The 21,080-nt window shown below is 60.3% G+C and carries 26 protein-coding genes; 9 read left to right on the top strand and 17 right to left on the bottom strand.

The genetic code is table 11. The features are described from left to right. Positions 1 to 9 precede the first annotated feature (9 nt). From iscA to trmJ, 5 genes are all read right to left on the bottom strand, one after another. On the bottom strand, positions 10 to 333 hold the full coding sequence (gene iscA / locus FE240_RS12475; RefSeq protein ID WP_042047781.1) for an iron-sulfur cluster assembly protein IscA: 324 nt from the start codon (positions 331 to 333) through the stop codon (positions 10 to 12). 15 nt (positions 334 to 348) lie between these two features. Further along, positions 349 to 735, bottom strand: a complete 387-nt coding sequence (gene iscU / locus FE240_RS12480; protein WP_042047782.1) for a Fe-S cluster assembly scaffold IscU — start codon at positions 733 to 735, stop codon at positions 349 to 351. Positions 736 to 769: 34 nt separating this feature from the next. Then, positions 770 to 1,984, bottom strand: a complete 1,215-nt coding sequence (locus tag FE240_RS12485) for an IscS subfamily cysteine desulfurase (RefSeq protein WP_193001351.1) — start codon at positions 1,982 to 1,984, stop codon at positions 770 to 772. A 54-nt stretch (positions 1,985 to 2,038) separates the two neighbouring features. Continuing rightward, on the bottom strand, positions 2,039 to 2,542 hold the full coding sequence (gene iscR / locus FE240_RS12490; protein ID WP_193001352.1) for a Fe-S cluster assembly transcriptional regulator IscR: 504 nt from the start codon (positions 2,540 to 2,542) through the stop codon (positions 2,039 to 2,041). Between the two features lie 91 nt (positions 2,543 to 2,633). Beyond that, positions 2,634 to 3,356, bottom strand: coding sequence for a tRNA (cytosine(32)/uridine(32)-2'-O)-methyltransferase TrmJ (gene trmJ / locus FE240_RS12495; protein ID WP_193001353.1), 723 nt, complete (start codon positions 3,354 to 3,356; stop codon positions 2,634 to 2,636). A 176-nt stretch (positions 3,357 to 3,532) separates the two neighbouring features. Between trmJ and FE240_RS12500 the strand changes: the two genes are divergently transcribed. Further along, on the top strand, positions 3,533 to 3,952 hold the full coding sequence (locus FE240_RS12500; RefSeq protein WP_193001354.1) for a hypothetical protein: 420 nt from the start codon (positions 3,533 to 3,535) through the stop codon (positions 3,950 to 3,952). Here the strand turns inward: FE240_RS12500 and ubiT are convergent. Beyond that, positions 3,902 to 4,432, bottom strand: coding sequence for a ubiquinone anaerobic biosynthesis accessory factor UbiT (gene ubiT, locus FE240_RS12505; protein WP_193001355.1), 531 nt, complete (start codon positions 4,430 to 4,432; stop codon positions 3,902 to 3,904). The two genes, FE240_RS12500 and ubiT, sit on opposite strands and share 51 nt — an antisense overlap. 182 nt (positions 4,433 to 4,614) lie before the next feature. On the opposite strand from ubiT, the gene ubiU reads away from it, so the two are divergent. Both ubiU and FE240_RS12515 read left to right on the top strand, forming a co-directional pair. Next, positions 4,615 to 5,610: a ubiquinone anaerobic biosynthesis protein UbiU gene (gene ubiU, locus FE240_RS12510; protein ID WP_042047791.1), complete on the top strand. Its 996-nt coding sequence runs from the start codon at positions 4,615 to 4,617 to the stop codon at positions 5,608 to 5,610. A gap of 9 nt (positions 5,611 to 5,619) precedes the next feature. Then, on the top strand, positions 5,620 to 6,492 hold the full coding sequence (locus FE240_RS12515) for a U32 family peptidase (protein ID WP_193001356.1): 873 nt from the start codon (positions 5,620 to 5,622) through the stop codon (positions 6,490 to 6,492). Positions 6,493 to 6,521: 29 nt separating this feature from the next. Here FE240_RS12515 and nlpI read toward each other — a convergent pair whose 3' ends face one another. The 7 genes from nlpI to queA form a co-directional block, all read right to left on the bottom strand. Then, on the bottom strand, positions 6,522 to 7,469 hold the full coding sequence (gene nlpI / locus FE240_RS12520) for a lipoprotein NlpI (protein WP_319016739.1): 948 nt from the start codon (positions 7,467 to 7,469) through the stop codon (positions 6,522 to 6,524). Between the two features lie 90 nt (positions 7,470 to 7,559). Beyond that, complete coding sequence (locus FE240_RS12525) at positions 7,560 to 7,928, bottom strand: rhodanese-like domain-containing protein (RefSeq protein WP_193001357.1); 369 nt, start codon at positions 7,926 to 7,928, stop codon at positions 7,560 to 7,562. Between the two features lie 52 nt (positions 7,929 to 7,980). Beyond that, the gene (secF, locus tag FE240_RS12530; RefSeq protein ID WP_193001358.1) at positions 7,981 to 8,928 is read right to left on the bottom strand and encodes a protein translocase subunit SecF; all 948 of its coding nucleotides are present in this window, start codon (positions 8,926 to 8,928) and stop codon (positions 7,981 to 7,983) included. A 10-nt stretch (positions 8,929 to 8,938) separates the two neighbouring features. Then, positions 8,939 to 10,783, bottom strand: a complete 1,845-nt coding sequence (secD, locus tag FE240_RS12535; protein WP_193001360.1) for a protein translocase subunit SecD — start codon at positions 10,781 to 10,783, stop codon at positions 8,939 to 8,941. Positions 10,784 to 10,801: 18 nt separating this feature from the next. Beyond that, on the bottom strand, positions 10,802 to 11,137 hold the full coding sequence (gene yajC / locus FE240_RS12540) for a preprotein translocase subunit YajC (RefSeq protein WP_042047797.1): 336 nt from the start codon (positions 11,135 to 11,137) through the stop codon (positions 10,802 to 10,804). A gap of 56 nt (positions 11,138 to 11,193) precedes the next feature. Further along, complete coding sequence (gene tgt, locus FE240_RS12545; protein ID WP_042047798.1) at positions 11,194 to 12,330, bottom strand: tRNA guanosine(34) transglycosylase Tgt; 1,137 nt, start codon at positions 12,328 to 12,330, stop codon at positions 11,194 to 11,196. A 71-nt stretch (positions 12,331 to 12,401) separates the two neighbouring features. Further along, positions 12,402 to 13,451 carry a tRNA preQ1(34) S-adenosylmethionine ribosyltransferase-isomerase QueA gene (gene queA / locus FE240_RS12550; protein ID WP_193001362.1) on the bottom strand — a complete coding sequence of 350 codons (1,050 nt, stop codon included), beginning with the start codon at positions 13,449 to 13,451 and terminating at the stop codon, positions 12,402 to 12,404. Between the two features lie 233 nt (positions 13,452 to 13,684). Between queA and FE240_RS12555 the strand changes: the two genes are divergently transcribed. Together FE240_RS12555 and FE240_RS12560 are read left to right on the top strand one after the other, a co-directional pair. Next, positions 13,685 to 14,140, top strand: a complete 456-nt coding sequence (locus FE240_RS12555) for a CBS domain-containing protein (protein WP_193001364.1) — start codon at positions 13,685 to 13,687, stop codon at positions 14,138 to 14,140. A gap of 355 nt (positions 14,141 to 14,495) precedes the next feature. Continuing rightward, positions 14,496 to 15,116: an acyl carrier protein phosphodiesterase gene (locus tag FE240_RS12560; protein ID WP_193001366.1), complete on the top strand. Its 621-nt coding sequence runs from the start codon at positions 14,496 to 14,498 to the stop codon at positions 15,114 to 15,116. Between the two features lie 17 nt (positions 15,117 to 15,133). On the opposite strand, the gene FE240_RS12565 is transcribed toward FE240_RS12560, so the two are convergent. After that, complete coding sequence (locus FE240_RS12565; RefSeq protein WP_193001368.1) at positions 15,134 to 15,508, bottom strand: DUF2069 domain-containing protein; 375 nt, start codon at positions 15,506 to 15,508, stop codon at positions 15,134 to 15,136. Continuing rightward, positions 15,505 to 15,852: an arsenate reductase (glutaredoxin) gene (gene arsC / locus FE240_RS12570; RefSeq protein WP_042047806.1), complete on the bottom strand. Its 348-nt coding sequence runs from the start codon at positions 15,850 to 15,852 to the stop codon at positions 15,505 to 15,507. Before arsC ends, FE240_RS12565 begins: the two co-directional genes overlap by 4 nt. A 70-nt stretch (positions 15,853 to 15,922) precedes the next feature. Here arsC and FE240_RS12575 point away from each other — a divergent pair, with 70 nt between their 5' ends. Further along, complete coding sequence (locus tag FE240_RS12575; protein WP_193001370.1) at positions 15,923 to 16,414, top strand: TlpA family protein disulfide reductase; 492 nt, start codon at positions 15,923 to 15,925, stop codon at positions 16,412 to 16,414. 37 nt (positions 16,415 to 16,451) lie between these two features. On the opposite strand, the gene bepA is transcribed toward FE240_RS12575, so the two are convergent. Beyond that, positions 16,452 to 17,903, bottom strand: coding sequence for a beta-barrel assembly-enhancing protease (gene bepA, locus FE240_RS12580; RefSeq protein ID WP_193001372.1), 1,452 nt, complete (start codon positions 17,901 to 17,903; stop codon positions 16,452 to 16,454). Positions 17,904 to 18,016: 113 nt separating this feature from the next. Between bepA and FE240_RS12585 the strand changes: the two genes are divergently transcribed. Further along, on the top strand, positions 18,017 to 18,250 hold the full coding sequence (locus FE240_RS12585; RefSeq protein WP_193001374.1) for a sulfurtransferase TusA family protein: 234 nt from the start codon (positions 18,017 to 18,019) through the stop codon (positions 18,248 to 18,250). Next, positions 18,251 to 19,324 carry an AI-2E family transporter gene (locus FE240_RS12590; RefSeq protein WP_193001376.1) on the top strand — a complete coding sequence of 358 codons (1,074 nt, stop codon included), beginning with the start codon at positions 18,251 to 18,253 and terminating at the stop codon, positions 19,322 to 19,324. It begins immediately after the preceding gene. A gap of 27 nt (positions 19,325 to 19,351) precedes the next feature. Here FE240_RS12590 and FE240_RS12595 read toward each other — a convergent pair whose 3' ends face one another. Then, positions 19,352 to 20,164: an alpha/beta fold hydrolase gene (locus FE240_RS12595; RefSeq protein ID WP_226798809.1), complete on the bottom strand. Its 813-nt coding sequence runs from the start codon at positions 20,162 to 20,164 to the stop codon at positions 19,352 to 19,354. A 107-nt stretch (positions 20,165 to 20,271) separates the two neighbouring features. Between FE240_RS12595 and ppk2 the strand changes: the two genes are divergently transcribed. Further along, on the top strand, positions 20,272 to 21,075 hold the full coding sequence (ppk2, locus tag FE240_RS12600) for a polyphosphate kinase 2 (protein ID WP_193001378.1): 804 nt from the start codon (positions 20,272 to 20,274) through the stop codon (positions 21,073 to 21,075). The last annotated feature ends 5 nt before the right edge of the window (positions 21,076 to 21,080 follow it).

Below are 21,080 nucleotides of genomic sequence, written 5' to 3' on the forward strand. Positions count from 1 at the left end.
TGGCTCCGATCAGACGCTGAAGCTCTCGCCGCAGCCACACTCCCCCTTGGAGTTGGGGTTATTGAATTTGAAGCCTTCGTTGAGCCCCTCCTTGACGAAATCGAGTTCGGTTCCGTCCAGGTGAATGAGGCTCTTGCCGTCGACGATGATCTTGACACCATTTTGCTCGAAGACCAGATCTTCGGCACCGAGCTCATCGACAAACTCCAGCACGTAGGCCAGACCCGAGCAACCGGTGGTCTTGACGCCGAGGCGCAGGCCGATGCCCTTGCCCCGGTTAGTCAGAAAAGAGGCGACCCGAGCTGCCGCGGCGTCTGTCATGGAAATGGCCATACGTTAACTCCGGGCTCAGGCAATACCTTTCTTTTGCTTGTAATCGGCGATGGCGGCCTTGATGGCATCCTCCGCCAAGATGGAGCAGTGGATCTTCACCGGAGGAAGAGCCAGCTCTTCGGCGATGTCGGTGTTCTTGATCGACGCCGCTTCATCCAGCGTCTTCCCCTTGACCCATTCGGTCACCAAGGAGCTGGAGGCGATGGCGGAACCACAACCGTAGGTCTTGAACTTGGCATCCTCGATGACGCCCTCTTCGTTGATCTTCAGTTGCAGCTTCATCACGTCGCCACATGCCGGCGCCCCCACCATGCCGGTGGCGATGCTCGGATCGTTCTTGTCGAACCCACCGACGTTGCGGGGGTTTTCGTAGTGGTCAATGACCTTTTCGCTGTAAGCCATAACTTAACTCCTGCAGATTCCGTCAACCCACTTCTCAGTGGTGGGCCCATTCGACTGTGTTCAGATCCACCCCGTCCTTGAACATCTCCCACAAGGGGGACATCTCACGCAGACGGCCGATGGAGTCGCGGATCAACTTGACCGCATAATCGATCTCTTCTTCGGTGGTGAAGCGACCGATGGAGAAACGGATGGAGCTGTGTGCCAGCTCGTCGTTCATGCCCAGTGCACGCAGCACATAAGAGGGCTCAAGGCTGGCCGAGGTACAGGCCGAGCCGGAAGAGACCGCCAGATCCTTGAGGGCCATGATGAGGGATTCCCCTTCCACGTAAGCGAAGCTGACGTTGAGGTTGCTCACCACGCGCTGGGTCATGTCACCGTTGACATAGACCTCTTCGATGTCTTTCAGGCCATTCCACAGGCGATCCCGCAGGTGACGCATGCGCGCCATCTCGTCAGCCATCTCTTCTTTGGCAATACGGAAGGCTTCGCCCATGCCCACGATCTGGTGGGTCGGCAGGGTGCCGGAACGCATGCCGCGCTCGTGACCGCCACCGTGCATCTGGGCTTCGATACGCACGCGCGGCTTGCGGCGCACGTAGAGAGCACCGATCCCCTTGGGACCGTAAATCTTGTGGGCGGACAGCGAGAGCAGGTCGATCTTCATCGCTTCGACGTCGATCTCGACCTTGCCGGCGCTCTGGGCCGCATCCACGTGCAGCAGCACCTTGCGAGCACGGCACAGCTCACCGATGCCCTTGATATCCTGGATAACGCCAATCTCGTTGTTCACATGCATCATGCTCACCAGGATGGTGTCGTCACGCATCGCGTTTTCGATCATCTCGAGGGTGAACAGGCCATTGGGCATCGGCTCGAGGTAGGTCACCTCAAATCCTTCACGCTCCAACTGACGGCAGGTGTCGAGCACCGCCTTGTGTTCGGTCTTGGAGGTGATGATGTGCTTGCCTTTGCCGGCATAGAAGTGGGCCACGCCCTTGATAGCCAGGTTGTCGGATTCGGTCGCGCCGGAAGTGAAGACAATTTCGCGCGGGTCGGCACCGATCAGCTCTGCCACATGATTACGGGCCAGATCGACCGCCTCTTCCGCCTGCCAACCGAAACGGTGCGAGCGGGAAGCCGGGTTGCCGAACAGACCGTCCATGGTCAAACACTGCATCATCTTCTCTGCGACGCGCGGGTCAACCGGACAGGTAGCCGAATAATCAAGGTAAATAGGCAGTTTCATGTTTTTCTCCGTTACAACCGGGACCCCACTGGCCATGGGTTGCAGAAAGCACGCTTATAGTTGGACTTTCAAGCTCATATTGCTCTGTTCGGTGCGATCTCCCAGTGTCAGCACATTGTGATGATGCTGATCCTGTTTGCTGGAGATACGGCGGACATCCGCCTGGCGCACCAGCTCGGCCAGAGTGATCTCGCCGAGAAAACTGGAAATTCGCTCACTCAGATCCCGCCACAGGGAGTGGGTGAGGCATTGGGTACCACCGTGGCAGTCACCCTTACCGAGGCATTTGGTGGCATCGACCGACTCGTCAACGGCGCTGATCACCTGACCCACCGAGATCGCATCGGCAGCCATGCCGAGACGATAACCACCGCCTGGACCGCGCACGCTCTGCACCAGACCGTGTTTACGCAGACGAGCAAACAACTGCTCCAGGTAGGAGAGGGAGATACCCTGACGTTCCGAAATATCCGCCAGGGGAACCGGCCCGGTATCAGCATGTAATGCTACATCCAGCATGGCGGTTACTGCATAACGTCCTTTAGATGTCAGTCTCATGGTGCTTTACCATCTCGCATAACTCACTGATCTGCATGCTCACATACCCGACTAATTTAGTCAAGAATATGGTTGAGCATTTCAGTAGGAATTATCTGGGCGGATGGGGTTTTTGCACTGAAGTCAGAATGCCGCGCAGGATGTTGAGTTCAACCGTCTCAGGTCGAGCCCGATTGAACAGACGGCGCAGTTTATTCATTACTTGGCCGGGATGCCCTTCACTGATGAAGCCCGTGTGCAGTAAGGTGCGTTCGAGATGGTGATAGAACCCCTCAAGCACATCGGCGCTCGGGTAATCGACCGGCTCCTCTTCAGCAAGGGAGACCCCCTCTAACCAGTGCATACGCACCTCATAGCAGAGAGTCTGTACCGCCATGGCTAAGTTGAGCGAACTGTACTCCGGGTTCGCCGGAATAGCCACGTGATAGTGACACTTTTGCAGCTCGTCGTTGGTCAAGCCGGTACGCTCACGACCGAACACCAACGCCACCGGATGACGGCGCCCCTCCTCGACCAGCTTCTGCCCTGCCTCGCGTGGCCCCAGCATGGGCCAACTCAAGGTGCGGGAGCGGGCACTGGTACCGATAACCAGACCACAGCCGGCAATCGCTTCATCCAGGGTGGGGACGATACGGGCGCGCGCCAGAATGTCGCTGGCTCCTGCGGCCAGGGCATTGGCATTACCATCGGGCAGCGCCTGGGGATCGACCAACACCAAGTTGCTCAACCCCATGGTCTTCATAGCCCGGGCGGCAGAGCCCATGTTGCCGGTATGGGAGGTGTTTACCAGTACGATACGAACCTGATCCAGCATGACCTGTTGTGTCTTGTCTCGAAATGACGGCGCGCAATTGTAGCATAGGAAAGGCGAAATTGGTCAGCCGAAAGGTGGGGCAAACGCACAAACTGCGAGCAGATAGCATCAATCGATCTTAGTCCCCCCTTCCTCCTCTCCTAGACTGAAGTGGGTGACATCATGAGGAGAACATCATGCTGGTGCGCCCTCTCTATGAGAGTCTGCCACCGCTCTGCCTATTGGGCGGCAGTGCGGCGCTGGCACTGGGTAATCAACCACTACTGTGGCTGGCGGGCTTCCTGTTGCTTGGCTGTGGCACCCTGATCTGGATCATGCGCTCAAACTACCGCCGCACCGATTTGGTCATTTATCCCGCCCGGCGCTGGCTGAAACCAGAGTGGCTCTACGAGCTGCAACCCTTTCTGTTGCTGTTACTGGCTCTGCTGTTGAGCCACTGGCCCCTGTACGGCCCCTGGCTGGCACTGCTGCCAGGGGGGTGGGCACTGCGCTGCTTGCTGCTGCGCCAGCGCCGTCGTCATCATGCCACCGGATTGACTCGCCAGTTACGGCGCCACCGAGGGCTCACCGCCCGCCGCTCCTTGCTGCGGCGCTGAACGCACCCGGCAGACCAACTCCGCCAGATCGGCCAATGGGTACTTGATGAGAGCCGGTAGCGCACTCATGTCGAGACTATCGAGCAGGTTTTTGACCTCGAGTCCAAGCTCGGTATCCCCTTCAATCTTGAGACGACGCTGGAAAAAGAGGGCATCCGGGTCTTCCTTGCGTCCGGCGATCAGCAGCAGATCATTGGCCTCCCCGCTGAAGCTCACGTCGATCTCGGCACATTCGGGGGCCACTTTCAGTACCCCCTCCTGCAAAGTGATAAACCAGCACAGATCGAGATCGGTCACCGCCACCTTGAGCCAGCGCCCCGCCAGAAAATCGAAGTCTCCCTCTACGATGGCCTCATGAAAGACCTTGGCCAGCAGGGTCTCCATCACCCGGCTTTGCAAGGCGCGGGGCACCAGTTTGAGGGGATGACGCAGAAAGTGGGGGGCCTGCTCGACCAGACGACGTTGCAGTTGCAAAAGCACGGGAGATCTCCTGTTGATTTTGCCGCATTCAAGCACAGAGCGTGCCGGTGGATCCTGTTGAAAATCAAACTTCTGCCACCTAACCCATAGGGGGAAAAGCCACGCAAAGCTGCCTCAGGTCAAAACCGCGCAACGCGCCCCTGCCTACAATCGGGCCATTTTCACGATCAGGGAGCCCACTGATGGAATTACTCTGCCCGGCAGGCAATCTGCCGGCCCTGAAGAGCGCCGTAGACAACGGCGCCGATGCTGTCTACATCGGCTTCAAGGATGATACCAACGCCCGCCACTTCGCCGGGCTCAACTTCGATGGCGGCAAACTGGAGCGGGCAGTGCAGTATGTTCACGACCATGGCCGTAAACTGCACATCGCCATCAATACCTTCGCTCATCCAGGGGCCGATGCCCGCTGGAAGCAGGCGGTCGACAAGGGAGCCGCCCTCGGCGCCGACGCCCTCATCATCGCCGATCTGGCCATTCTCGATTATGCCAGCCGCACCTACCCCGACATGGAGCTGCACGTTTCGGTGCAAGCCTCAGCGACCAATGCCGCCGCGATCCGTTTTTATCAGCAGCAGTTCAACGTCAAGCGAGTGGTGCTGCCGCGGGTGCTCTCCCTGCACCAGGTCAAGCAGCTGGCCCGCGAAACGGATATCGGCCTCGAAGTCTTTGCGTTCGGCAGCCTCTGCATCATGGCCGAAGGACGCTGCTACCTCTCTTCTTACCTCACCGGCGAGAGCCCCAACACGGTCGGTGCCTGCTCACCGGCCAAGTTTGTGCGTTGGGAAGAGACGCCGGCAGGGCTCGAGTCACGCCTAAATGAAGTGCTCATCGATCGTTATGGTCCTGGAGAGAATGCCGGCTACCCGACCCTGTGCAAGGGGCGCTTCGAGGTCGATGGCCAGCTCTATCATGCCCTTGAGGAGCCGACCAGCCTCAACACCTTGGCGCTGCTGCCAGAGCTGTTCGCCACCGGGATCCAGTCGGTCAAGATCGAGGGGCGCCAGCGCAGTCCGGCCTATGTAGAGCAAGTCACCCGGGTATGGCGCGCCGCCATCGACGCCTATCGCGCCGATCCCGAGCGCTACCAGGTCAAACCCGAATGGGATGCCCAGCTCGCCCGCGTCTCCGAGGGGAGCCAGACCACCCTCGGCGCCTATCACCGCAAGTGGCAGTAAGGAGGCCATATGAAATATTCCCTCGGACCCCTGCTCTTCTACTGGCCTGCTGCCACGACCCGCGCCTTCTATCAACGTGCCGCCCACAGCAGTGCCGATGTCATCTATCTCGGTGAGACCGTGTGCAGCAAGCGCCGCGAACTGAAAGCCGATGACTGGCTGACCCTTGCCCGTGACATGAGTGATGCAGGCAAGCAGGTCGTCCTCTCCACGCTGGCCCTCATCAGCGCCCCCTCCGAACTCAAGGAGGTCAAACGCATGGTGGACAACGGTGAGTGGATGATCGAGGCCAATGACCTTGGCGCCGTGCAACTCGCCGCCGAGGCATCGGTGCCTTTTGTCTGTGGCCCGGCCATTAATGCCTACAACACCGAGGTGCTGCGCATGCTGCTGCGCCAGGGCATGAAGCGCTGGGTCATGCCGGTGGAGTTGTCGCGTGACTGGCTGGTCGCGTTGGTGGAAGAGTGCGGGCCACTGCGCCGTGAATTCGAGGTGGAAGTGTTTGCCTACGGCCATCTGCCGCTCGCCTACTCGGCCCGCTGCTTCACCGCCCGCTCCCTCGATCGGCCCAAGGATCAGTGCGAGCTGGCCTGCATCGACTACCCGACCGGACGCATCGCCAGCAGCCGCGAGGGGGAGAGCGTCTTCAATCTCAACGGCATCCAGACCCAGTCAGGCTACTGCTACAACCTGATCAACGATCTGCCCTCCATGGCTGACTTGGTCGATGTGGTTAGGCTCAGCCCGCAGGGAGACGACACCCTGACTTGGCTCGATCGCTTTCGTGCCAACCAGCAGGGCCATGCCCCCCAGACACTGGCGGCGCAGCAGGACTGCAACGGCTACTGGCGGCAGATTCCGGGCATGCAGTTGGTCTCTTGAACGACGCGCTACGGATAAAAAAACAGGCCTCAGATTGAGGCCTGTTTTTTTGCACTGACGTCGGTGCTGTTTTGCCGCTTACGCGACATCAGATCCAACTCGAGCAAGGCATAGCGATGCTCGATGAAGTCATAGACGTTGTTGGCAAGGGCCAGCTTGAAGTAGCTGATAGCCTCTTTGCGATTGCCCTTGGCGAGCTCCAGCTTGCCGAGGTAGAAGTAGGTCTCGCACAGGCGTTCAGCCAGATCGCGATTCTCCTTCACCCCCTTGATGACGTTGCCCATCAACTGGGTCGGGGTCAGATCGCCCAAGTACAGGCGCACCAGATCCCAATTCCAACTGCTGTCGTGGTACTTCTCGTAACGCTCGCGCATGTTGCGCTTGGCCTGGTCGGCATCCAGCTTGGCTTCCGCCAGGAACAACCAGAGAACCCGATAGGGATCTTCCGGCTCAGCCTCGAAGAAACGCTTGATGTCGGAGGCGGCCAGATCGGGGCGGTTGCCGTAATAGAGGGCGATGCCACGATTGAGGTAGGCGTAGTCGTAATCGGGGGCCAGCTCGAGGGCCGAATCGAACGCCTCATAGGCCTCGTCATAGTTCTGTTGCTGCACCAGATAGACGCCGATGAAGTTGTAAGCCTCGGCAAAATCAGGCTTTTCACGCAGTGCTCGGGTGAAATCGAGACGGGCCAGTGAACGCAGACCAACGCGATCGAACACCACAGCCCGCTCATAAAAGAGCTCGGCCCGCTGCTCCTTGGTCAGCTCCATCTCACTTAGCATCTGCCCAAGACGGGCCAGCGCTAGCTCGCTCTGGTAAGAGACTTGCAACGGCGTCGCCAGAATGAGGGAGGCAGGTTCCGGCTTAGGAGGCAGAGACTGCTTGGGGGGCTCAACATGATCGGTGCTACTGCATCCCCAGATGGACAGCACCAACAGGATACCGAGCAGGTACCTGATTCCTTTCCAGTTGCTCAACGAAAACTCCGCTGCATTAGCTTTACCCGCTTATGGTAAAGGGCCGATCGCGGTTTGTCATGTGGCAGTCCAGACCCAGACGTAAATAAATCAGGCCTCAATGGGATAACCAGCTTCATTCCAGCCACGAAAGCCACCATCCACGCTCACTACCTTCCCATACCCCATTTTTTGCAAGGCATCGGCCGCCAGAATGGAGCGAAAACCACCACCACAATAGAGGTAGAGTTCGCTGTTCGGATCCGGATAACGGGTCTCGATGTCGCGTTCGATCACCCCCTTACCGAGGTAGACGGCGCCAGGCAAGTGGCCCTTGGCCCACTCACTCTCCTCACGTACATCGATGAGGATGAAGTCACGCCCTTGGTCCATCCAGCGCTTGATCTGATGAATATCGGTCTCCTGTACCTGGTGGCGAATCTGTTCGACCAGTGCCAAAAAACGCGGATTATGCTGCATCTCATTCTCCCTTGCAGATAAACAATGAGCGCCCACTTGGGCGCTCATCAGATTAAGGCATGATCTCCTGCTGATCCGCCCCTTCCTTCTCAATCTGGGGTGGCAACATGTGCTCACGCTTGACCCCAAGATACATGGCCAGGGCACTGGCCACATAGATGGAGGAGTAGGTACCAAAACCCACCCCGACCAGCATGGCCGTGGAGAAGCCATGGATCAACGGGCCGCCCTTGAGGAACAGCGCCATTACCACCACAAAGGTCAGCCCCGAGGTAATGATGGTCCGGCTCAGGGTCTCGGTCATCGACAGATCCAGGATGTAGGGAGTGTCCCCCTTGCGGATCTTGCGGAAGTTTTCCCGCAGCCGGTCGAACACTACGATCGTGTCGTTAAGCGAGTAGCCGACCACCGTCATCAGAGCCGCCACCACGGTCAAATCGAACTCGATCTGGAACCAGGCGAAGATACCGAGAGTGATGACAATATCGTGCACCAAAGAGGCAATGCCCCCCACAGCCAGACGCCACTCGAAACGAAACGCGACGTAGAGCAGGATACAGATGACCGAGGCCAGCATGGCCAGGGCGCCGTCAGTGGCCAGCTCTTCCCCCACGGAGGGGCCGACAAACTCGACCCGCTTCAGGGTCGCGGCCGGATTGATCTTCTGGGCAGCGGCCAACACCTGACGCCCCTGCTCCTCCACCTTGACCCCTTCATGGGGGGACAGACGGATCAGCACATCCTGGCTGGAGCCAAAGTGCTGCAAGGTCGCCCCTTCAATCTGGTTGTTGGCGAGGGCATCACGCACCTCGTCCAGCTCGACACTCTGCTGGAAGCCGATCTCGATGATGGTACCACCGGTGAAATCGAGCCCCCAGTTAAACCCCTTCTGGAACACGCACACCAGCGAAAGCACCATCAGCGCGGCAGAGAAGATCATGCCGGGCTTGGCAAACTTCATGAAGGGAATAGGTTTCTCAAAATGTAAGATCTGAAACATCGCAATTCCCTCAGATAGGCAGCTTGTCAAGACGCCGCCCACCCCACGCCAGATTGATAATGGCGCGCGAGACGGTGATGGCCGTGAACATGGAGATGGTCAGACCGATACCCAAGGTCAGGGCGAAGCCCTTGATGGGGCCGGTGCCGATACCAAACAGGATAACGGCGGTGATCAGCGAGGTGATGTTGGAGTCGGCGATGGTCGAGAAGGCACGGTCAAAGCCAAGATGGATGGCCTGCTGTACCCCGCGACCGGCGCGTAGCTCTTCGCGGATCCGCTCGTAGATCAGCACGTTGGCATCGATCGCCATACCGAGGGTCAGCACGATACCGGCGATCCCTGGCAGCGTCATGGTCGCCCCCGGAATCATCGACATCACCCCCACCAACAGCACCAAGTTGAGGGAGAGCGCCAGATTGGCGACCCAGCCAAAGGCGCGGTAGTAGATGCCCATGAACAGAACGATGAACACCATGCTCCACATCATGGCCTGCAAGCCACTGTCGATGTTCTGCTGACCCAGGCTCGGGCCAATGGTGCGCTCTTCAACGATCTGGATCGGGGCGATCAGGGCACCGGCACGCAGCAGCAGCGCCAGATTGTGCGCCTCGTTGGCGTTGTCGATGCCGGTGATGCGGAACTGGCTGCCCAGACGCGATTGAATGGTGGCGACGTTGATCACCTCTTCATTCTTGCGGAACTTGCGCTTGCCATCCGGGCCCGGCTCACCGACCGGCTTGTATTCGATGAAGACAGTGGCCATGCCCTTGCCGACGTTGTCCTTGGTGAAGGCGGCCATCTTGTTGCCACCCTGACTGTCGAGCTTGATGTTGACCTGGGGACGGCTGTACTCGTCAAAGCCGGACTGGGCACCGACGATATGATCGCCGGTCAGGATGATGCGCTTTTGCAGCACCACAGGACGGCCATGGCGATCGCTGTAGAGCTTGGAGCTAGGCGGAACACGGCCGGACTGAGGGTCGGCGGTCTCATCGACCATGTGGAATTCCAGGGTCGCGGTGGCGCCCAAGATCTCCTTGGCACGCGCGGTATCCTGGATGCCGGGCAACTCGACCACGATACGGTCGGCTCCCTGCTGCTGCACCAGCGGCTCGGCCACGCCCAGCTCGTTGACCCGGTTACGGATGATGGTGATGTTCTGCTCGAGGGCATACTTACGTACTTCCTTGAGCTTTTGATCACTCATGCCGGCACGCAGGCTGAACTGGCCATTGCTGGTGTCGCTGCTGAAGGCGAGATCCTGATATTGGCGGCGCAGGTGGGAGAGGGCCTTGTCCAGACTCTCTTCGTCACGAAAACGCACCACCACCTGATCGCCGCTGCGATTGACTCCGGAGTAACGGATCTTCTCGTTGCGCAGCTCGGAGCGGAAATCCTGCACCATCTGCTCTTGCTGCTTGGCAATCGCCTCGGCCATGTCCACTTCCATCAGGAAGTGCACACCACCGCGCAGGTCAAGACCGAGTTTGAGGGGGGCAGCGCCAATGCTCTCCAGCCAGGCCGGCGTGGAGGGGGCTAGGTTAAGGGCGACAACGAAGTCATCACCCAGCTTGTCGGCCACCAAGTCGCGGGCCTTGAGCTGAGCCTCAGTATTATTGAAGCGGATCAGGATCTGCTCATTCTCGAAGGCGGCATGCTTAGGTTCAATGCCAGCCTGGGAGAGAAGCTCTCTGACCTGATCGAGGGTAGCCAGCTCAACTTGCGCTCCGCGACTTGCGGAGATCTGCAAGGCTGGGTCCTCGCCATATAGGTTGGGTGCTGCATAGAGAAAACCGATGGCGACCACGAAGATCACCATCAGGTTTTTCCACAGCGGGAAGCGGTTTAGCACGCTGTGCTCCTTGGGAGATTACAGGGACTGGAGAGAGCCCTTGGGCAGTACGGCCGTCACGAAGTCACGCTTGATGGTGATCTGGGTCTGCTCGTTCAGTGCCAGCACAAGGTAATCGTTCTCAGTAGAGACCTTGACGATCTTGCCCACCAGGCCACCGGAAGTGAGGACTTCGTCACCTTTGGCCAGGGAGCTCATCAGGTTCTTGTGCTCCTTCACGCGCTTGGCTTGCGGGCGGTAGATCATGAAGTAGAAGATAAGGCCGAACACGGCCAGCATGATGATCATTTCCATACCGCCACCCTGGGGTGCCGCAGCGCCTGCGTCAGCGTAAGCCTTGGAGATAAAGCTCATTTAAAAAACCTCTTTGGTCAGTGATAAATCCGTGAGTTCACAACAACGAAACGACCTTACTCGCTGGCCGCTTCTGCCAGGGGAGGAACGGGCTTCCCTTGCCGACGATAAAACTCAGTTACAAAGTCGTCTAATTTACCCTGCTCGATAGCGTCCCGTAAACCTTGCATCACGCGCTGGTAATAGCGCAGGTTGTGGATGGTGTTCAGGCGGGCGCCGAGGATTTCATTACACTTGTCCAGGTGATGCAAGTAGCTACGGCTGTAGTTTTGACATGTGTAACAGTCACACTCTGCATCCAGCGGGCTGGTGTCCTCACGGTGCTTGGCGTTACGGATCTTCACGACGCCGTCGGTGGTGAACAGATGCCCGTTACGGGCGTTACGGGTCGGCATCACGCAGTCAAACATGTCGATACCGCGGCGCACCCCTTCCACCAGATCCTCCGGCTTGCCCACCCCCATCAGATAGCGCGGCTTGTCGGCCGGGATCTTAGGGCAGACGTGCTCGAGGATGCGGTGCATGTCCTCTTTGGGCTCACCCACGGCCAGCCCCCCCACGGCGTAGCCGTCGAAGCCGATCTCAAGCAGACCGTCGAGGGAAACATCGCGCAGCGGCTCATAAACCGAGCCCTGGATGATGCCAAACAGCGCATTCTTGTTACCCAGCTCATTGAAGCGTTCGCGCGAGCGCTTGGCCCAGCGCAGGGACATCTCCATCGACTTGCGGGCTTCTTCATAGGTGGCCGGATACGGGGTGCACTCGTCGAAGATCATCACGATGTCGGAGCCAAGATCGTACTGGATCTCCATCGATTTCTCGGGGGAGAGGAAGATCTTGTCGCCATTGATGGGGTGACGGAAAGTGACGCCCTCTTCGGTGATCTTGCGAATGTCACCCAGGCTGAACACCTGGAAACCACCGGAGTCGGTCAGAATGGGGCCGTGCCAGTTCATGAAATCATGCAGATCGCCGTGCTTGCGCATCACGTCCTGCCCCGGTCGCAGCCAGAGGTGGAAGGTGTTGCCAAGCAGGATCTGGGCGCCGGTCTCGGCCACCTCTTCCGGGGTCATCCCCTTGACGGTGCCGTAAGTGCCGACCGGCATGAAGGCCGGGGTCTGCACTGTGCCGCGCTCAAACACCAGCTGGCCGCGACGGGCACGCCCGTCGGTCGTTTTCAGTTCAAATTTCATCGCTTACCTCGATAAAGCCAGAGAAACAGTCTGACAGGGTGGGCTTGCGCCCGTAGACAGCCGCCAAACACTCAGCGGCTGCGGCGACGGGTGACGAACATGGCGTCCCCGTAGCTGAAGAAACGGTACTGCTCGGCCACCGCCTCGCGATAGGCCGCCATCACGTTGTCATAACCCGCAAAGGCACTGACCAGCATGATGAGGGTCGACTCCGGCAGGTGGAAGTTGGTGATCATCGCATCCACCACCTGAAACTCGTAACCCGGGAAAATGAAGATATCGGTGTCGCTGAAAAACGGCGCCAGCGGCTTACCTTCGGCCAAGGTCACCCGGGCAGCGCTCTCGAGCGAACGCACCGAGGTGGTACCTACCGCGATCACCCGGCCACCGCGGGCACGGGTGGCATTGATGGCGTCGACCACCTCTTGGGGCACCTCGGCATATTCCGAGTGCATGTGGTGATCTTCAATCTTGTCGACCCGCACCGGCTGGAAGGTGCCCGCCCCCACGTGCAGGGTGACAAACGCGGTCTCCACCCCCTTGGCGCGGATCTGCGCGAGCAGCGCTTCGTCAAAGTGCAGGCCGGCGGTCGGTGCCGCGACCGCACCGGGCTTGGCGTTGTAGACGGTCTGGTAGCGCTCCTTGTCGGCGTCCTCGTCCGGACGATCGATATAGGGAGGGAGCGGCATGTGACCGACCGCCTCTAGGATCTCCAACACCGGGCGCGGGTCAAGGAAGTGGATCTCGAACAGGGCATCGTGGCGGGCCCGCATCTCGGCCTCAATACCGCCATCGAAGATCAGGCGGGTACCCGGCTTGGGCGCCTTGGAGGCGCGCACATGGGCCAGCACCGAGTGCTCATCGATGATCCGCTCGACCAGCATCTCCAGCTTGCCACCGCTGGCCTTTTGGCCAAACAGGCGGGCCGGTATGACGCGGGTGTTGTTAAACACCAGCAGATCGCCGGGATTAAGCAGACCCAGAATGTCGACAAACTGGCCGTGGCGGCGCTCGCCGCACTCACCATCGAGTTGCAGCAGGCGGCTGGCGGTACGCACGGCGGTGGGATAACGAGCGATCAGCTCGTCCGGAAGGTCAAAATGAAAATCAGAAACTTGCATCACACACCTCGGGGAATCGGCGGCTAGTCTAGTTATCCCCCCGTGCCGTGGCAACCCAAATTGGGCCATGACGAGAGCGTGGTAACGCCACTTTGCAAGCCTTTCAGCCCCATTCTGTGAAGCACGACGAGTTAGCAAAGGATTAACAAGTACTCTTGACCCTGATCAATTTGAGCGGCCCTAGCACGAGTAAGGTGAAGTTAATGGCGGCAGTGAAAGAGAGGAGGCCCACCATGATCACCCTATCCGAAATCATGACCGAGCATCCCTTCACTCTGGGGCCGGAAAACAGTCTGAAACAAGCCATCGACCTGATGGGCCAGGAGCGGATCCGCCACATCCCGGTGGTGGACGACGAGGAGCGTCTGCTCGGCTTGGTCACCTTAAGTGACGTACTGGCCAGCTGCGAGTCCAAGCTGTTTGTCACCACCAGAGACAAGGAGGAGGAGTTCACCGACAGCGTACACCTCGGTGAGATCATGACCCGCAATGTGGCCTGGGTCGATCCCCATGCCGGTATCAAGGAGGCGGCCCTCTATCTGCAACGTCACAAATATGGCTGTCTGCCTATCGTCGAGCGGGGCAAGCTGATTGGAATCGTCACCGACTCCGACTTTGTAGCCGTGGCCATCAACTTGCTCGAGATCATGGCCGAGCGGGAACCGGATGAAGGCAGTTTTGATCTATAAATTACGTAATAAAATTACAAAAAGAGTGTAATTTGCACTAAAAAGTGCGTTTTCAACTGAAAGTGTTTCAGTAATAGAAATTTATTACAACAGGCCATTGCAATGTGATCCTGCTCACACTACTATGCTTCCCGCAAGATTGCTGAAGGACGGGCCGCGGAGTGTGCACCCGCAGGCGCGTTCTCCCTCGTGTGCAAATTTGCAACACCCCATAGTTTGTCTTTGCCGCCCTGCGGCACTTTGTAACGCCATTCCTTGTTGATAAACCCGGTCCTCAGGCCGGGATTTTTTTGTCCGCTTGTCAGCCCACGCCGCTTCGTCTAGCCTTGCCCCATTTGTCTGGTAGGCCCGCCTCATGAATTTTCTGGCCCATCTCCATCTGGCCGAACACAGCCGCACCTCGCCGCTTGGCAACCTGCTCGGTGACTTCGTCAAGGGGCCACTGGCCGGCGATCTCGCCCCCGAGCTGTTACTCGGGATCCGGCTGCACCGCGCCATCGACCGCTTCACCGACACCCACGCCGAGCACAAGGCGGCCTGCACCTTGTTCCCAGCCCCCTGGCGCCGCTTCGCCCCCGTGGTCGTCGATCTGCTCTATGACCACTGGCTCTCACGGCACTGGGCCCGCTTCAGCCCCCGCCCTCTGGATGATTTTCTCGATGCCCACTACCGGGCTCTGCTCGCCGCCCGCCCCTATCACGCCGAACATCTGCCCCACGGCTTGCCGCCGGCGCTGCGCCGGATGGCTGAGCAGCGCTGGCTCGAGAGCTATGCCAGCCGGGAGGGGATCGCCATGGCGCTCGACGGCATAGGGCGACGGCTGCGCCGACCCCTCCCCCTCTCGGCCGCATTGGCGCCGCTGGGTGAGGAGGAGTGGCAACACATTGAATTGGGATTTCTGCGCTTCTATCCGCAGTTACTGGCGCACACCGAGCAGACAGGGCAAGCGCTGCGCCAGGAGATGATGGCCCCTTAGGCGCACGGCCTGAGGGGTTAGGGCGTGCGCGACTTAAGGCCAAGCCCCAGCTCGCGGCCGCGCAACCGGGCGTAGAGGGTGCAGCCCACAAAGGCCAGCACGGTCAGCCCTAGCTCAACCAGCGCCAAGGCGCGCTCCCCTTCATCGACCACCAGCAGGGTCAGTGAGTGGAGGAAGTAGAACATCAAGATGAAGGTGGCCCAGGCGTGGGTATAGGGGCGCCCGGCCAGAATGCCGCGCAGGGGAAACAGCAGCGGCACGCCCCAGATGGTGGGCAGCAGCGGCCCCGGCAAGCCCGGATGGGGCGACAGCCAAGCGTGCCACAGCACCACCCACAGCAGCAGCCCTAGATAGCCGGTCAGCGCCAGGATGCGCGCTTGCCCAGTGGTCACAGGATCTCCAGCACTTGCTCGGGGGGTCGGCCGATGCGGGCACGGCCGTTGGCGATGACGATGGGGCGTTCGATCAACTTGGGATGGGCCACCATGGCGTGGATCAGCGCGTCACCGGATTGCTCGGCCAGCGCCAGCTCACGGTAGAGCTCCTCCTTGGTGCGCATCAACTGGCGCGGATCAGCAAAGCCAAGCAGGGAGAGCAGCTCACGAACCTGCGCCTCATCGGGGGCCTGCTCCAGATAGAGGGTCACTTCCGGCGCAATGCCCCGACTCTCCAACAGCGCCAGTGTCTCACGGCTCTTGGAACAACGCGGATTGTGGTAGATTCGGACCTGGCTCATGCATATACCTCTGTTCTGGTGACCAATACGGTCGCCATTGTAGGGGAAAGACGAGGAGAAACATAACGGAATGAAACGAATCTGTTGGGCAGTTGTGGCCACCTTGCTGCTGTGCGGCTGTCGCCCGGTTGAGCAGTATGAAACCGCGCACGGCGAGCCGGCGGCGCTGACCCAGTACTTCGGTCGCCCCCTGCTGGTGAGCTATTACGCCCCTTGGTGTGCCCCTTGCCAGCGCGAGCTGCCGCTGTTGCAGGCCATGGTGATGGAGCACGATCTGCAAGTGCTGCTGGTCAGCTACGATGCCGACAACCAAGCCGCACTGCTCGAGCAGGCCGCGACCCTGCCCTCCGAGCTGACGCTGGTACGGCCGCTGCCCGGTAAGGCCCTTCCCTACCCCGCCCCTTCGGCGCTGCCGACCAGCTACCTGCTCAATGCCAGCGGCGAGCTGCAAGAGACCATCACGGGCGAGATCTCGCCGCACAAGGCCGAGGCGCTGACGGCCACCATGCTCACCCCGCTGCCACGCCCGGAGCCCTGGGCCACCTTCTCTTCGCGCCAATGAAACAGGGGGCCTGACGGCCCCCTGTTAGCGATGAATGTCAGCGCTTGAGCGTCTCAAGCTCCTTTTGGGCCTTCTCCAGCTCGCTGATGCGCGCCTCGATGCGCGCCAGCGTCATCTTGTCGTTGGTGGTGCCTCGAGCCACCACCATCTCGTCGATCGAAGCCTGATAATCTCCGCGCAGCGCCAGGGTCTCGGCCCGCACTAGGTGCAGATCGGTCATCCGGCCGAGCTTGCGATAGGCATCGGAAAGCAGACCCCAGGCCAGGTTGTTCTCGCTGTTGGCCCGCACATAAGGGTCGAGCAGCGCCACGCTCTGGCGCGCCTGACCGCTCTCGAGCAGGGCGTTGGCCAGGTTGATCACCACCACCTCGTTGTCGGGCATGCGCCGCTGGAATGATTGCAGGCGGGCGATCGCCTGCGCGTGGCGCCCCTTGGCCAGATCGATGTCGGTCTGGGTATCGAGCACGAAGAGATCTTCCGGATAACGCTCGGCCAGCGCCTTCATAATGCCGTCGGCCTCGTCATAACGCTTGAGCTGCACCAGCGCCAGCGCCTTGCCGTAGAGCGCCGCCTCCTTGAGGCCATAATCCCCCTTGGCGAGGCGGGCATCGAAGTAGGTCAGCATGCCGGCCGCCCCTTCCTTGCCATATCGCACCTGAATACGCGCCTTGGCCATCAGGAAATCGAGGCTGGGGGTTTTATTGCGCACCCCGTAGCTGGCAGCGCGGGCACGGGCCTCGGAGATGCGGGTCTCGGGCAACGGGTGGGTCAGCAGCATCTCGGGCGGCTTGCTGGCATAGCGATACTCAGCCGCCAGCTTCTGGAAGAAGTTGGCCATCCCCATGGGATCGAAGCCCGCGTCATAGAGGGTCTTCATGCCGAGGCGATCGGCTTCAAACTCGTTATCGCGGGTGTAATTGATGGCTGACTGCATCGAGAGACCAAGGGTGGTTTGTAGCGCCGCCACCCCGGCGGTCGGGTTGATCACCGCCAACGCGATGGAGCCGACGATGCCAGCCAAAGTCATGGCCGAGCTGTTGGCCTGCGCCTCCAGGTAACGGGCGATGTGGCGCTGGGTCACGTGGGTGATTTCGTGGGCCAGCACCGAGGCCAGCTCGCTCTCGGTGTCGGCGTAGAGAAACAAACCGGTGTGCACCTTGACCCGGCCACCGAGGAAGGCCGCCGCGTTGATGCTGGGATCGTTGATAAGGAAGAAGCTGAAGGGAAAGCGCACCCCATCGGCATTGGCCAGCAGGCGCTGACCGAGATCGCTGAGGTACTGATCGAGCACCGGGTCTTCGATGATAGGCAAGCTGGCCCTGGCAAAACGCATGAAGGCATCACCGTAGCGCACCTCCTGCTCGATGGGCAGGGCGACAACCCCCGCCGTACCGATATCGGGCAACTGATTGTTGGCCGCCACCGGCAGGGTTGCCCCACACAGGGCGGCAATGAGCAGGGGAATGCAGGCGGGGGTCAACTTGGCCACGATCTCTCTCTCCTTCGAATGGGCCCCGGCAGCATACCCTCGCCATTGGGGGCCCACAAGCCTTGTTTAGCACGCCGGGCGGGCGTGCTAAGCTGCCGCTTTGGAGGGTATCTATGGTAGAGATGGATCTGCGGACGCTACGCTGCCCCGAGCCGCTGCTGCGCGTGAAGCTCTGGTTGCGTGAAGCACAGGACGAGCGCAAATTGCTGCTGTGGCTGGGCGATCCGGGCTCACGCCGCGACATTCCTCACTACCTGACCCGCCTCGGCCACCGCTGTGTCACGCGCGAAGCGTGCGCGTCCCACCTGCTGCTGTGGGTGCAACTTTGCCACAAGGAATCGCTCTGAATGTTCGATGTCATCAGACGCTGGTACAAGTCCCGCTTCTCCGATCCCGACGCCGTCGCCCTGTTTCTGCTGCTGCTGTTTGGCTTTGCCATCATCTGGTGGTTTGGCGATCTGCTCGGCCCCTTCCTGGTCGCCTTGGTGCTCGCCTACCTGCTGGAGTGGCCGGTACATCGGCTGGAGCGGCTCGGCCTCTCACGCCTGCTGGCCACCTCGTTGGTGGTGCTGCTGTTTATCGCCTGCATGGCCCTGCTGCTGCTTGGCCTAGTGCCAACCCTGGTGGTACAGGGGGTCAATCTGGCCAAAGAGGCCCCCACCATGCTGGCTCACAGCCAGGAGTTCGTGCGCACCCTACCGGATAAGTACCCCGAGCTGGTCGACATCTCGCTGGTCGAGAGCGTCATCGACATTATCCGCCAACGCATCCTGGGTCTTGGTGAGAGCCTGGTCGCCGCCTCGCTCAGCTCGCTGGTGAGCATCGTCACCCTGCTTATCTACTTCATCCTGGTGCCACTGCTGGTCTTTTTCATGCTCAAAGACAAGCAGAGCCTGCTTGGCAGCCTGCGCCGCTTCCTGCCTCGCAACCGGGCGCTGGCACGGCGGGTTTGGCTGGAGATGAACGATCAGATCGTCAACTACATCCGCGGCAAGGTGGTCGAGATCCTCATCGTCGGTGTCGCCACCTACCTCCCCTTTGCCTTCCTTGGCCTGCGCTACTCAGTGCTGCTGGCGGTGGCCGTCGGCTTCTCGGTGCTCATCCCCTACATCGGTGCCGTCGTGGTGACGGTGCCGGTGACCATGATCGGCCTGTTCCAGTGGGGGCTCACCCCCGAGTTTGCCTGGCTGATGGTGCTCTACCTCGTGATACAGGGGCTCGATGGCAACCTGCTGGTGCCGGTGCTCTTCTCCGAGGCCGTCAACCTGCACCCGGTCGCCATCATAGTGGCGGTGCTCTTCTTCGGCGGTCTGTGGGGCTTCTGGGGGGTCTTCTTCGCCATCCCGCTCGCCACCCTGGTCAAGGCGGTGATCAACGCTTGGCCACGGCGCGAAGAGGGGGGCACCAACCTCAACATGTAATAAAGGGGAGCCGATGGCTCCCCTTTTTCATCCCTGGTGGCACTCATCGAGAAAATGCATGAGCGCACGATTGACCGCCGCCGGCTGCTCCAGGGTGGCGATATGGCCGGCCCCCGGGATCTCGATGAAGCGGCAGCCGCGCGCCTCGGCCATCAGGTAACCCTCCAGCACAGGGCGCGCCTTGTCTTCGCTCCCTGTCATCACCAGAGTCGGGCAGGTGAGCCCCTCCAGCCACTCCATGCGATCACTGCGGGTCACGAAGCTGCGCCCGACCGCCACCATGGTCGCCAGCTTATCGGCGGGCCAGGCGGCCAAACGGGCCTTGAAATCGGCCAGTCGGGCCGGCTCTGGCTGATGGGCGAAAAACAACGGCGCCACCTGCTCGATGACGGGAGCGGGAATCGCCCCTGCCTGCTCTATCATGGCCAACATGCCGAGGTAACGCTGGCAGGGGATCTGCGGCTCGAGCCCGACAAAGGTGTCCATCAGCACCAGAGCGCGCAGCCGGCTGCCCGCCAGTTGGGCCAGCTCCAGCCCCCACATGCCGCCGATCGACAGCCCTATCAGGGTGAACGCTTCTATGCCGAGGCCATCGAGCAGGGCCAGATGGTCGCGCGCCAGACCGGCCAGGGTGAGGCCTCCCTCCGGCGCGGCATCAGACTCCCCATGGCCCCACAACTCGGGCACGATGCAGCGGTAGTGTCCCTTGAGGGCATCAAGCTGCGGCGCCCACATGGCGCTGTCCCACAGATAGCTATGGCCAAGTAGCAGCACCGGCCCCTCGCCTTCATCCAGATAGGCGAGCCGGCGCCCGCGGATCGTCATGCTGTGTTTCTTCATCGCTGTGTCGTCCATCGTGATGGGGCGCGCAGTTTATCACAACGATCTGTTCGTGCAGGCCTCAACGGGTGCATGCTGAAAAGAGGTTCACCCCAAGGAGAACGAGGATGGAAAAGCCCAAACACAAACGGCTCAACAAAAAGGTCTATGACAAGCAGCTAGCCTGCCTGCAAGAGGAGCTGGTCAAGCTGCAAGAGTGGGTCAAACAGGAGAAGCTCAAGGTCGTTGTCTTGTTTGAGGGGCGCGACGCCGCCGGCAAGGGGGGGGTTATCAAGGCGCTCACCGAACCGCTCAACCCGCGGGTATGCCGGGTGGTCGCCCTGCCAGCGCCCTCGGATCGGGAGCGCACCCAGTGGTACTTTCAGCGCTACGCCGCCCATCTGCCGGCCGGCGGTGAGATGGTGCTGTTTGACCGCTCCTGGTACAACCGGGCCGGGGTCGAGCGGGTCATGGGCTTTTGCAGCGACGAGGAGTACCGCGAGTTTCTGCGCGCCTGTCCCGAGTTCGAGCGTATGCTGATCCGATCGGGCATCATCCTCATCAAATACTGGTTCTCGGTCTCAGACGAGGAGCAGGAGAAGCGCTTCAAGGAGCGCATCAACACCCCCATCAAGCGCTGGAAGTTCAGCCCCATGGATTTGCAATCGCGCACCCGCTGGGCCGAGTACTCCCGCGCCAAAGATGACATGTTCACCTACACCGACACCCAAGACAGCCCCTGGTTCGTGGTCGAGGCTGACGACAAGCGCAGGGCCCGTCTCAACTGCATCACCCACCTGCTCTCCAAGGTGCCCTACCAGAGCATCAAGTACGAGAAGATCAAGCTGCCGCCTATCAACAAGGGGGACTACGAGCGTCCGCCCCTCTCCAGCCAGACCTTTGTCCCCGATGTGTGTGAACAATTTGAATAGGCAAT

Origin of the sequence: Aeromonas simiae, from assembly GCF_014892695.1 — a bacterium.
Taxonomy (GTDB): Bacteria; Pseudomonadota; Gammaproteobacteria; order Enterobacterales; family Aeromonadaceae; genus Aeromonas; species Aeromonas simiae.